This is a genomic window from Aeribacillus sp. FSL M8-0235 (assembly GCF_038000355.1).
GTDB classification, from domain to species: Bacteria; Bacillota; Bacilli; order Bacillales; family Aeribacillaceae; genus Aeribacillus; species Aeribacillus composti.
Window position 1 is genome coordinate 2,090,344 of record NZ_JBBOBW010000001.1, and the last position, 12,322, is coordinate 2,102,665.

The 12,322-nt window shown below is 41.2% G+C and carries 12 protein-coding genes; all 12 read right to left on the reverse strand.

The window, feature by feature from the left end:
* Window positions 1-186: 186 nt before the first annotated feature.
* Window positions 187-1,053, reverse strand: a complete 867-nt coding sequence (locus NSQ71_RS10020) for a 2-oxoacid:ferredoxin oxidoreductase subunit beta (protein WP_063386733.1) — start codon at window positions 1,051-1,053, stop codon at window positions 187-189.
* Window positions 1,054-2,811 carry a 2-oxoacid:acceptor oxidoreductase subunit alpha gene (locus NSQ71_RS10025; protein WP_063386732.1) on the reverse strand — a complete coding sequence of 586 codons (1,758 nt, stop codon included), beginning with the start codon at window positions 2,809-2,811 and terminating at the stop codon, window positions 1,054-1,056.
* A 369-nt stretch (window positions 2,812-3,180) separates the two neighbouring features.
* Window positions 3,181-3,441, reverse strand: a complete 261-nt coding sequence (spoVS, locus tag NSQ71_RS10030) for a stage V sporulation protein SpoVS (protein WP_003181955.1) — start codon at window positions 3,439-3,441, stop codon at window positions 3,181-3,183.
* Between the two features lie 177 nt (window positions 3,442-3,618).
* Window positions 3,619-4,413 (reverse strand): TIGR00282 family metallophosphoesterase, encoded by a 795-nt coding sequence (locus NSQ71_RS10035; protein WP_066246434.1) that lies wholly within the window; start codon window positions 4,411-4,413, stop codon window positions 3,619-3,621.
* Window positions 4,414-4,495: 82 nt separating this feature from the next.
* Complete coding sequence (rny, locus tag NSQ71_RS10040; protein ID WP_340733914.1) at window positions 4,496-6,055, reverse strand: ribonuclease Y; 1,560 nt, start codon at window positions 6,053-6,055, stop codon at window positions 4,496-4,498.
* A gap of 248 nt (window positions 6,056-6,303) precedes the next feature.
* Complete coding sequence (recA, locus tag NSQ71_RS10045) at window positions 6,304-7,344, reverse strand: recombinase RecA (protein ID WP_082829319.1); 1,041 nt, start codon at window positions 7,342-7,344, stop codon at window positions 6,304-6,306.
* Between the two features lie 136 nt (window positions 7,345-7,480).
* Window positions 7,481-8,734, reverse strand: coding sequence for a competence/damage-inducible protein A (locus NSQ71_RS10050; RefSeq protein ID WP_094246518.1), 1,254 nt, complete (start codon window positions 8,732-8,734; stop codon window positions 7,481-7,483).
* A gap of 24 nt (window positions 8,735-8,758) precedes the next feature.
* Complete coding sequence (pgsA, locus tag NSQ71_RS10055; protein WP_340733917.1) at window positions 8,759-9,337, reverse strand: CDP-diacylglycerol--glycerol-3-phosphate 3-phosphatidyltransferase; 579 nt, start codon at window positions 9,335-9,337, stop codon at window positions 8,759-8,761.
* 54 nt (window positions 9,338-9,391) lie between these two features.
* Window positions 9,392-10,279: a helix-turn-helix domain-containing protein gene (locus tag NSQ71_RS10060; RefSeq protein WP_094246010.1), complete on the reverse strand. Its 888-nt coding sequence runs from the start codon at window positions 10,277-10,279 to the stop codon at window positions 9,392-9,394.
* A 15-nt stretch (window positions 10,280-10,294) separates the two neighbouring features.
* Window positions 10,295-11,089, reverse strand: a complete 795-nt coding sequence (locus NSQ71_RS10065; protein ID WP_066246441.1) for a YmfK family protein — start codon at window positions 11,087-11,089, stop codon at window positions 10,295-10,297.
* Window positions 11,090-11,270: 181 nt separating this feature from the next.
* Window positions 11,271-11,528, reverse strand: a complete 258-nt coding sequence (locus NSQ71_RS10070) for a DUF3243 domain-containing protein (RefSeq protein ID WP_063386726.1) — start codon at window positions 11,526-11,528, stop codon at window positions 11,271-11,273.
* A 73-nt stretch (window positions 11,529-11,601) separates the two neighbouring features.
* Window positions 11,602-12,315 (reverse strand): elongation factor P 5-aminopentanone reductase, encoded by a 714-nt coding sequence (gene ymfI / locus NSQ71_RS10075; protein WP_232515766.1) that lies wholly within the window; start codon window positions 12,313-12,315, stop codon window positions 11,602-11,604.
* Window positions 12,316-12,322: the final 7 nt, after the last annotated feature.

Here is a 12,322-nt window from a genome sequence, read left to right on the forward strand (position 1 = left end):
TGTTTAAAAGTGTACACTGTTTTATAGTATATCGTGTTAAGTAGCAGAACACAATATTGCACCATTATTTTATAATAAAGACACTTTTTTTAAAAATTTTCGATACAAGATTTCTAGAAATAAGCTAAAAGTAGATTTCTTCCTTTAACAATTGAAATCAAAAAAAGAGAGAGGGGAACCCCTCTCCTACATAAACTCTGCTACTAATTCGTCAAATTTCTCTTTGCTAAGTTTCAGTTCAGCTTTTGCAAGCGGCACTTCGCCGAATCCTGGAACAAGCTCTTCATATGGTTTTTGTTCTTTATTTTGATAAATAAGACCTGTTACAAGACCGTTATATTCCATTAACGTTTGCATGGCAAGTTTTTTGTCAGAAGGATCATATCCTTCAATATCTTTCAGCTTTGTTAAATTCTCTTTAAACCAGTCGTATGTGTTCACTTTGTTATAAGTAACGCAAGGACTGAACACGTTGATAAAGGAAAAGCCTTTATGCTGAATTGCTTGTTCGATCAAGGAAGTTAAATCTTTTAAATCTGTCGAAAAGCTTTGCGCAACAAACGTAGCACCTGCTGTTAACGCCAATTCCATTACGGACAGCGGAGATTCAATTGAACCTTGCGGGGTGCTTTTTGTTTTAAAACCGACATCACTTCTTGGGGACGTTTGTCCTTTTGTTAACCCGTAAATTTGGTTGTCCATCACAATATACGTAATGTCGATATTTCTTCTCATCGAATGAATGGTATGCGCCGTACCAATAGCAAACCCATCGCCGTCACCGCCAGCTGCTATGACCGTTAAATCTTGGTTCGCCATTTTTACACCTTGTGCGATCGGAAGCGCACGACCGTGAATTCCATGGAAGCCGTAAGAATATATATAACCTGAAATCCTTCCTGAGCATCCAATTCCGGAAATGACTGCAAGCTGATGCGGTTCCAAACCGACATTAGCCGCTGCCCTCTGTATAGCTGCTTGAACCGAGAAATCGCCGCAACCCGGACACCAATTCGGTTTGACATTGTTGCGAAAATCTTTAAAAGTGGCCATTTAGAACAACACTCCTTGTTTTGTGAACTCCTTGCTTTGCGTATAAATTTCATTCGGCAGGAACGGGTTTCCGTCATATTTTAATAGAGATTGAATTTTGTCAGCAAATCCGACATTCATTTTTATAAGATTTGCTAATTGTCCTGTTGCATTATGCTCCACAACGATGACTTGTTTAGCCTTTTCAATGAGCGGGCGAATTTCCTCTTTCGGGAATGGATGAATGAGACGGATGTGCGCATGGTTCACTTTCACTCCGTCTTCTTCTAGACGTTCCATCGCTTCCTCAATGGCCCCTCTTGTCGAAATGTAGCCAATGAACAAAATATCCGGCTCTTCATGCTTGTCATTTTTATGAACTTTATTGTTGAACTCTATTTGTTCTAATTTGCGAAGCCGTTTTTCCATTTGCGCCTTTCTGTTTGCGGCAGCTTCCGAAGGTTTTCCGGTTTCATCGTGCTCAACACCTGTCACATGGTGGATGCCGTTTTTCATTCCAGGAATCACTCGCGGCGATATACCGTCTTCTGTTATTTCATAGCGTTTGAAATACCCTTGATTGCCTGCTTCCGGAACTAATTCTTCATTTAATAGTTTTCCGCGCCGAATTTGGATAGATTCATAGGAAAGAGGTTCAACCGTTTGCTTACCAAGAGAAAGCTGCAAATCAGAAAGTACAATCACAGGGCATTGGTACTCTTCCGCTAAGTTAAACGCCTCAACCGTATCATAAAATGCTTCTTCCACCGTGCTCGGTGCAATAACAATTTTTGGTATCTCTCCATGTGTTCCGTAAATCATAGCCATTAAATCCGATTGCTCCTGCTTAGTTGGAAGTCCAGTGCTCGGACCACCGCGCTGTGTATCAACTATGACTAGCGGAGTTTCCGTCATGCCTGACAGACCGATCGATTCCATCATTAATGATAAACCAGGACCAGCAGAGGAAGTAAATGCCCTAGCGCCAGCATAGTTGGCTCCAATCGCCATTGTGGCTGCAGCGATTTCGTCTTCCGTCTGAATGACAGCTCCTCCTAAATCTGGAAGCTTTTTAATCAAATATTCCATAATTTCCGAAGCGGGAGTAATCGGATAGGCAGCCATAAAGCGTGCACCAGCGGCAATCGCACCTAGAGCGATGGCGTCGTTTCCAATCATGAACATCCGCTTTTGACCATCAGCTTTTTCCAAATAAAGATCTGAACGGTCAAACCCTAATTCTTCTTTTAAATATTGGGCGCCTTTTCTAATCGCCTCCATGTTGTTTAAGACGACTTGTTCGCCTTTTCTTCCGTAAGTGTCTTGTACAACTTCCTGAAATAATGACGGGTCAAGATTCAAAATTGCGCTTGTTGCACCGATTGCAACCATGTTCTTCATTAAAGATGTTCCCAGCTCTGAAGCGATTTCCGTAAAAGGTACTGAATATAAGGAAACATTGCTTCCTTCAGGGATTTTCGGTCCAAACTTTGCATCGGCAAGAATAACTCCGCCGTCCCGCAATTCGTGAAAATTAAAATCGATCGTTTCTTGGTCAAAAGCAACAAGAATATCTAAATCATCGCTTATCGTTCGAACTTTCTTCGTGCTGACACGAATTTTATTGTTTGTATGTCCCCCTTTAATTCGTGAAGAAAAGTGGCGGTATCCATATAGGTAATAACCAAGCCGGTTGAGCGTAATTGCAAAGACTTCTCCTGTACTTTCGATTCCTTCTCCTTGCTGCCCACCGACTTTCCATGAGAGTTGGTTTACCATTTCTATGTTACACTCCTTTGGATCTAAAATATCTTTATCATTTCCGGTATTTTAGAGGCCCACTGCCCTGCCGAAAAGTCTATGATGATGAATTATGCTATTTTTAGCAATAATAACCTTGTTCTGGCAGCAAAACCACCATACCTTAAAATTTTTGGGATAATCCTAAACGATTTCAATTTTATCCCTAAATAATCAAAATTACAAGTTTAAATGCTTGTAATGACAAAAAATTTTAAATATTCACCATTCTCTACTTCTGTATAATGAAATTATAATAAAACCGATAAATATTATCAACATTTTAAGCAAAAAACAGTCTGCAACCGAAAAGGAGTGCAGACTGTTTAGCTAATTTATTTAAACATGTTATCTCGGCTCAACAATCAATTTAATGGCTGTTCGTTCTTCACCGTCTATTTGAATATCTGTAAATGCCGGAATACAAATTAAGTCAACACCGCTCGGAGCTACAAATCCTCTTGCTATCGCTACCGCTTTTACAGCTTGATTCAATGCTCCAGCTCCAATCGCTTGAATTTCGGCGGCTCCACGCTCCCTCAGCACCCCTGCTAGCGCTCCGGCGACAGAATTCGGATTAGATTTTGCTGAAACTTTTAATATTTCCATTTCCTAGTTCCCCCTTCATTTTTTACAATGGTTCGTGAAAATTTATTGGAACAAATGCTGTTAGATGCATTGTTCAAAAGACCCATCACCTCTTGAACAATTGGTTCCATCCCATAGTTACTATATTCCCTAAAGTTTAGCAGTATTCCTGCTTATTTTTAATTTTTTTTATTTAATTTAATCAAAATAAACGTGATCATCATTGATTAATATTCGTTTGATCGATTTCGCTTTGCCGGTTCCTTCCTCAATTTCCACTAATACGGCATTCAATTGTCCTCTGCCTTCATTGATTTCAAACCGAACAGGGAGATTCGTTAAAAATTTTTTTAATACTGCTTCCCTGTCAACTCCTAAAATACCATCATATGGTCCTGTCATCCCGACATCGGTAATAAATGCCGTTCCTTTATCTAAAATTCTTTCATCGGCAGTTTGAACGTGTGTATGAGTGCCAACCACTGCGGAAACTTTCCCATCCAAATACCAGCCCATCGCTTGTTTTTCGCTCGTTGCTTCCGCATGAAAATCAACAAAAATATATGGAGTTCTTTTCTTCGCTTCTTGAATCAATTCATCCGCTTTCCGAAAAGGGCAATCGATTGCCGGCAAAAATGTTCTTCCCTGGAGGTTTATGACTGCAAGCTCTTTTCCATCCGCTTCCACGTACACGATTCCTTTTCCTGGTGTGCCTTCAGGAAAGTTAGCCGGTCGAACCAACGCTTTTGCTTCATCGATAAATTCAAAAATTTCTTTTTTATCCCAAGTATGGTTGCCCATTGTCACTGCCTGAACTCCCAATGAAAGAAGCTTCTGGTAAATTTTCATAGTTATTCCTTTGCCATGTGCAGAATTTTCACCATTGACAATTGTTACTTCAGGATTATATTTTTTCTTCAGCTTCGGCAAATATTGTTCAACCATTTCTCTCCCTTTTGCTCCTACCACATCGCCTACAAATAAAACTTTCATGATGAATTCCTTTCTAAATGTTTATTATATAGTTTTGCATAAATTGAAAAAAAAATAAAGCGGCACATTTTCATGTACCACTTTATTTGGCATATTCAACCGCACGAGTTTCCCTAATGACGGTCACTTTAATATGTCCAGGGTAGTCAAGCTCTTCTTCGATCCGCTTGCGAATATCTCTTGCTAATCGATGAGCTTCTAAATCATCTATTGCATCCGGTTTTACCATGATGCGAACTTCGCGGCCTGCTTGAATGGCGTACGATTTTTCCACACCTTCAAACGACTCGGAAATTTCCTCCAATTTTTCAAGCCTGCGAATATAATTTTCAAGCGTTTCACTGCGGGCACCCGGCCGTGCTGCCGATAAAGCATCAGCCGCTGCAACTAAAACCGCAATTACCGATGTCGGTTCTTCATCCCCATGATGGGAAGCAATGCTGTTGATGACAACCGGGTGTTCTTTATACTTCGTTGCCAACTCCACGCCGATTTCAACATGGCTTCCTTCTACTTCGTGGTCAATGGCTTTTCCGATGTCGTGCAGAAGCCCTGCACGTCTTGCAAGGATTTGATCCTCACCTAATTCGGCAGCCATCAATCCGGTTAAAAAGGCAACCTCTATTGAATGCTTCAGCACGTTCTGGCCATAGCTCGTTCGAAATTTCAATCTGCCTAAAATTTTGATCAAATCCGGATGAAGACCGTGAACGCCAACTTCAAATGTCGTTTGTTCTCCGATTTCCCTAATATGCTCGTCCACTTCCCGCCGCGATTTTTCCACCATTTCTTCAATTCGCGCTGGATGAATGCGCCCGTCTTGAACAAGCTTGTCAAGCGCAATTCTTGCTGTTTCACGGCGAATCGGATCAAATCCTGATAAAATAACCGCTTCCGGTGTATCGTCGATGATGAGGTCGATCCCTGTCAACGTTTCAAGAGTGCGGATATTTCTTCCTTCTCTGCCGATAATTCTCCCTTTCATTTCGTCATTTGGCAAATTCACAACAGAAACGGTCGTTTCAGCCACATGATCTGCTGCACAGCGCTGTATAGCAAGGGAAAGAATTGCCTTTGCTTTTTTGTCTGCTTCTTCTTTCGCCTTTGTTTCTGCTTCTTTCACCATTACAGCAATATCATGAGAAAGTTCCTTTTCCACTCGTTCAAGGATGATTTGTTTCGCCTCTTCACACGATAAACCCGAAATGCGTTCAAGCTCTATTTGTCCTTCTTGCACCATCTTTTCCACTTTGCTTTCCATCTCTTCAATATGCTGTTGTCTTTCATTTAGAGAATCTTCTTTTTTATCTAGCATCGCCTCACGCTTATCTAATGATTCATCTTTTCGATCGAGATTCTCCTCTTTTTGCATTAAACGGTTTTCTTGTTTTTGAAGTTCATTTCTTCTTTCGCGAATTTCTTTTTCTACTTCCAAACGAAGCTTATGAATTTCATCCTTTGCTTCCAGAAGCGCTTCTTTTTTCGTTGCTTCAGCTTCACGCTTAGCATCTTCAAGAATTTGTTCCGCGGCGTTTTTTGCACCCGCTATTTTCGCTTCAGCAATGGATTTTCGAACAAAATAACCAACAACTGCACCGACGATTAGGCCAAGCAAAATGGAGATGATTTCAATGAGTTCCATTCTTTCACCTCCTCTTGCTATGAACTTGTCACAAAGAAAGTGTCGGCATTACACATTTACTCTCCCGATAACATTTTCCAAAAAAATATGTTAAATATATTGCAAAAATGAAAAAATATACATATCCATTTTAAATGTGGGAATAACCCTTGTCAAGTTTTCATCTTGTCGAACAAAGGATGGGGCTTTTTTTGACCAAAAAAATAAGACCGGCTACTCCGCCAGCCTTACGCTAAGATGTGCGTACATTATTCATCCAAAAGCTCGAACGTTTCCTGCCCCTCTTGCACAGGTTCATTCGTTTCAAGGCCATATGCCTTGCGAATTTCTTGCTGAATGGCATCGCGAATATCCGGATTTTCGCGCAAAAATTGCTTTGCATTTTCTCTTCCCTGTCCTAAACGCTCCTCTTGGTAAGAATACCACGAACCGCTTTTTTGTATAATATCCAATTCCGTTCCCAGGTCGATGATTTCTCCTTCTTTTGAAATCCCTTCCCCGTACATGATATCAACTTCTGCCGTTCTAAAAGGAGGCGCTACTTTGTTCTTGACAACTTTAATTTTCGTTTTGTTTCCTACCATATCATTTCCTTGTTTCAGCTGTTCAGCTCTGCGCACTTCAAGGCGGACAGATGAGTAAAATTTCAGCGCGCGTCCCCCTGGAGTTGTCTCGGGATTTCCGAACATGACGCCCACTTTTTCCCTTATTTGATTAATAAAAATCGCAATGGTTTTCGACTTGCTGATGGCTCCTGAAAGCTTCCGAAGCGCTTGCGACATAAGACGCGCCTGCAATCCGACATGCGCATCGCCCATTTCGCCTTCAATTTCCGCTTTTGGGACGAGTGCTGCGACCGAGTCAATGACAATGATGTCGACTGCACCGCTGCGAACGAGAGCTTCTGCAATCTCAAGAGCCTGCTCGCCGGTATCGGGCTGCGACAAAAGCAGTTCATCAATATTAACACCTAAATTTTGCGCATAGACAGGGTCGAGCGCATGTTCCGCATCGATGAACGCTGCTTGCCCGCCTAGAGCTTGAACTTCAGCAATGGCATGAAGGGCCACTGTCGTTTTACCGGAGCTTTCCGGTCCATATATTTCAATAATCCGACCTCGAGGATATCCGCCGACGCCAAGAGCTGCATCCAATGCCAGCGATCCGCTTGGAACTGTTGAAACTTTTCGCTCAGCTTGTTCTCCAAGCTTCATTATCGAACCTTTTCCGAATTGTTTTTCAATCTGTTTTAACGCCATTTCCAAGGCAGCTTGACGATCATGATTCAATACAATTTCCTCCTTAAAAAATTGATAGCTTCAAAATAAATATACCGTGTTTTTTCCTGTTTGCCAAGAAAAAAGGGAACATTTATTCGTTTTTTAATTTTCATTATATAAAAATTAAAAAACCGGATGAAGACGCTCATAACCGGTTTTCCATTTCCTTTATTACATTCATTACATAGTAGCAGCCATAATTTGCCGTTCTGTGCCTGATCCCTTCCCGAGTACCGGAAAGATGAAGCTCAAAGACTGCCGTCGGCCGATCGTCGATTTGAATACCGATATAGACAGTCCCAACTTCTTTTCCTTCAGAAGGATCAGGTCCTGCCACTCCCGTAAAGCTGATGCCGATATTGCTGCCGGTCAATTTTTTTATATTTTCCGCCATTTCTTTCGCACATTCAGAGCTAACGGCTCCTTTTGTTTTCAACGTTTCTTCCGACACGCCAAGAACATGCTGCTTCACTTCGTTTGTATAGCAGACAATTCCTCCAAGCACAATATTCGAAGCGCCTGGAAAATGGGTCAGCTGTTCGGAAAAAAGACCGCCCGTCAAACTTTCTGCAGCCGAAATAGTATATTGCTTTTCTTTTAGAAGCTTCATAAGCTGCTCTTGGATCGAAGTTTCACCGTGTCCATAAAAATATCGGCCAACACGGCTTAAAATCTTTTTTTCTGTTTCGTCAATCAGCTTCAGCGCAGTCGACTCATCTTCATGTTTTGCTGTCAGGCGCAATGTTACTTCGCCGTCTTTTGCCAGCGGCGCGATGGTCGGATTTGTTTGCTGATCAATCAGATCCTCTATATCTGTTTCAAGCTGAGATTCGCCGATGCCAAAGAAACGAAGTACACGCGAGATGATTTTTTCTTTTAACCCGTAATGATATTGCAAAAACGGCACACCGTAGTTGATAAACATCGGCTTCATTTCTTTCGGAACGCCCGGCATTAGCAAATATGTAATTCCGTTCGCCTCTAACGCCATTCCTGGCGCCATTCCGTAATGATTTGGCAAAACAGTAGAACCTTCCAAAACTAATGCTTGTTTCCGATTGTTTTCCGACATTGTCCGTTTCGTCCGTTTAAAAAAATCCTCAATGTTTTTCATCGCCGCCTCGTCGATCACGAGGCGTTTATTCAAAATACGTGCAATCGTTTCTTTCGTCAAATCATCTTTTGTCGGGCCGAGCCCGCCGGTAAAAATGATGCAATTCGACCGTTTTTTTGCCGTTTCGATCGTATGCTTGAGCCTCTCAGCATTGTCTCCAACAACCGTATGATAAAAAACATTAACACCTATTTCAGCAAGCTTTTTTGATATAAATTGGGCGTTTGTGTTGGCGATCTGTCCAAGCAACAGTTCTGAACCGACAGCAATAATTTCAGCATTCACATTCATACAATATCCTCCACATGGTTATTTCGAATTGACAAACGCGTGTTTGTTTTTCATGAAATAGTCCCATCCAGATAAAATGGTAAAAAAGAGCGAAACCCACAAAGCAATGTCTGCAAATGGAAACGAAATCCATTCAAAAGGTATATTATGTAAAAGCAAAGCGGAAATAGCCACGATCTGCGTCCATGTTTTTATTTTGCCGAGCATGTTAGCTGCTACGACTTCTCCTTCACCAGCCAGAACTAAACGCAATCCGGTTACGGCAAATTCACGGCTGATGATCAGAATGACAATCCAAGACGGAGCAGCACCTATTTCCACCAATATGATGAGAGCTGAAGAAACGAGCAATTTATCGGCAAGAGGATCTAAAAACTTTCCTAAATTTGTCACAAGTCCAAGCTTGCGTGCATAATATCCATCAATCCAATCGGTCGTCGAAGCTAAAATAAAAATGAGGGCGCCAACGACATGTTTGACAGGGATGACTTCTTCACCGACCGACCAATTTCCCCAGTTAAAATCGCCCAGCATCACAATCATAAATATTGGAATTAGCATAATTCTTGATACAGTAATTCGATTTGGCAAATTCATTTTGTACCTCCACTAGCATAAAGTAAGAAAGAATAAGCCATCTCATACGATGACTTATTCATTCTTGTTATTTAAAATGATAATATCCTGCCGAACCATTTTATTCGGGTCCGTTTCATAAGAAACGGCTTCTCCATTCACTTGAATGGTCGTAAATCGAGCATCGCCTACAACGATTTTTGCTTCTTCTTCCGCTGTTACATCAACCGTTTTCTGCTCATTTTGTCGCATCATTCCTGCAAAAAACGATTTTCCTTTTCCGTTCTTCACTTCTATCCACGAATTCCCATTGGTTGAAATATCGATCACCAATTTGTCCGCATTGGACAATTCATATACGGTTTCTTTCCCTCTTACTTCTTTTACCGTCAATGTTTGCTTCGTTTCATTTTCGGCGTTCTCATCTTTTTTCTCCTCTTGTTCTGTTTCTTCAACCGAACGGTCTTTTTCATCGACAATATTATTTTGCTCTTTTTTCTCAGGCTCCACGCCAGAGGTTTCTATTTTGACGGATTTTGTATCGTCCTCCGTCTGAACGCCTTCATCTGTGCTTCCACGCTGGGAAAGCACCCAAACGATAATCGCCACCAAAATAATAACAGCGATGACGGCAAGCTTCGGCAACAGCTCTAAAAATTTGGAAGCCGGCTTTGGAAGCTCTTTATGCGTTTGAACGCGGGACAATTTCTCAGGTATCTCATCATATGTACTTGGTATTTCATTTTTATACTGTTCAAATAAAACATCCGGATCAAGGTCAACCGCTTCCGCGTATTGTTTAATAAACGCACGCACATAAAAATTCCCCGGCATGATCGAGTAGTTTCCTTCCTCAATGCCGATTAAATAGCGCTTTTGAATTTTAGTTATTTCCTGCAAGTCATCGAGTGAAATGTTTTTTTCCAGCCTAGCTTGTCTCAGATGGTTACCTAACTCGCTCAAAACGTACCCACCTTTCTAAAAATCAAATCCATTATAAATTGAGTGGCCAAACGGCTGATGATTATTTTCTACAACGTCATACGTAATTTCTTCATCAGGGTGATGTCTAAGTTCAATAATGTAGTCGAAATCATCCAAAGTATATTCGGAGCTCTGAACGAAAATATCTGGATGCTCCACGACTTTCGTTGCCGGAAGCTGCATCACTTCCCGAACTAATTGCAAATGCTGTTCAGAGCCTCTTTTCATCGTGACGATTCCATCTAAAATAAACACGTTATCTGTCCGGTATTCATCAGCAATCAGCCTTTCCCGGACAGTTTGCTTCAGCATGGTTGAAGAGAGAAAAAGCCATCTTTTATTCGCACAGACGCTCGCCGCTACGATCGATTCTGTTTTTCCGACACGCGGCATTCCGCGTATGCCGATTAATTTATGACCGTCTTGTTTAAAGAGCTCGGCCATAAAATCAACAAGAATACCAAGCTCATCGCGAACAAAACGGAACGTCTTTTTATCATCTGCATCCCGTTGAATATAAAAGCCATGACGGACAGCAAGACGATCTCTCAGCTTAGGCTGCCGCAATTTTGTCACTGTTATGTTGTCCATCGTATTCAGAATAGATTCAAGCCTTTTAATTTGTTCAATCGTTTCGCAGCGCAGAAGCATCCCGCGGCGCATATCATCAACGCCGTTAATCGTAACGATATTAATGTTCAGCATACCGAGCAAAGACGAAACATCTCCCAGCAGCCCCGGCCGGTTTTTTTGAATTTTATATTCTAAATACCATTCAGTTTTTTCCACCTTCAAAGACCCCCAAATAACACACCTATAAATTTATAATAAATCATTTTAGATAAAGAAGAAAGGATTTATAATAAATCATTTTAGATAAAGAAGAAAGGATAATTGCAAGGAAAAAATAAAGGGCATCTTGGTCATTTCACCAAGTGCCCTAACTTGACAGTAATAAATGAAAAACATCCTAATGGACGCTGTCATTTTGAACAAGTTTCACCATCATGTTGGCGATTGCATGTTGCTCCTCTTTTGAAGCGACACTCCACAGATCGTGAAGAATTTTTTCTTCAGGGTTTTTCGGCTCCACTTGCTTTGCTAAATAATCACCGATTTCATACGCTAAATTGGAAATAACCTCTTGGGACAATCCGCCGCTTTCTGCTTGCTGGAGGCGATCCGCCAAAAAATCTTTCCATTGATTCCAATTTTCCAATACTGACATATGTTCCCCTCCTTTATCGTTTAATCAATTTTTATTTTCCCTTGATCATGCAGTTTTTATACGGGAGAGGGAATCAGCAGTACCATCCTCCATTGACAGCAATCACCTGACCTGTAATGTAGGAAGCTTGCTCGCTAATAAGGAATAAAACAACATTCGCGACTTCTTCAGGCTTTCCATTTCTTTCAAGGGGAATGCTGTTTTTAATATCTTCCAATTCTTCAGGAGAGAATCGATCATTCATACTTGTATCGATCATGCCTGGCGCAACGGCGTTGACGCGAATATTGGAAGGCGCTAATTCCTTCGCTAGTGCTTTCACAAAGGAAATTTGCCCCCCTTTTGCCATGGAATACAAAGCTTCACAGCTGGCTCCTGTCTGCCCCCATATAGAGGAGATGAAAAGAATGCTTCCTTTTTGTTTTCTTATCATTCCACTGACTACTTTTTGAGTAATAAAAAAAGGCGACGTGAGATGAAGCTGTATAATTTTTTGATAATCTTCCATCAAAACATCTTGAATCAGTCCGTAGTGGGAAATACCGTTAGCAAAAATAAGAGCATCTATAGAAGTTGGAATGTTTTCAAGTAATTGTTCCGTCCCGCTTTCCGATGACAAATCCGCATAAACTGGAATGATCTGATCATATAACTTCATTGCTTCTTTTAACGGTTCAATGTTTCGAAAGTATTGAGCATAAATTTGATATCCTTCCTGAGCCAATTTTTCTACAACCGCTTTTCCGATTCCTCCGCTGGCTCCAGTTACTAACGCTGTTTTCAAGATTTCCCCT

Bases quoted from the DNA above. Each gene is read 5' to 3' on its own strand.
- NSQ71_RS10020 (WP_063386733.1), bottom strand. From the start codon at position 1,053: ATGGCCACTTTTAAAGATTTTCGCAACAATGTCAAACCGAATTGGTGT.
- spoVS (WP_003181955.1), bottom strand. From the start codon at position 3,441: ATGGAAATATTAAAAGTTTCAGCAAAATCTAATCCGAATTCTGTCGCC.
- pgsA (WP_340733917.1), bottom strand. From the start codon at position 9,337: ATGAATTTGCCAAATCGAATTACTGTATCAAGAATTATGCTAATTCCA.
- NSQ71_RS10070 (WP_063386726.1), bottom strand. From the start codon at position 11,528: ATGTCAGTATTGGAAAATTGGAATCAATGGAAAGATTTTTTGGCGGAT.
- NSQ71_RS10025 (WP_063386732.1), bottom strand. From the start codon at position 2,811: ATGGTAAACCAACTCTCATGGAAAGTCGGTGGGCAGCAAGGAGAAGGA.
- NSQ71_RS10035 (WP_066246434.1), bottom strand. From the start codon at position 4,413: ATGAAAGTTTTATTTGTAGGCGATGTGGTAGGAGCAAAAGGGAGAGAA.
- rny (WP_340733914.1), bottom strand. From the start codon at position 6,055: ATGGAACTCATTGAAATCATCTCCATTTTGCTTGGCCTAATCGTCGGT.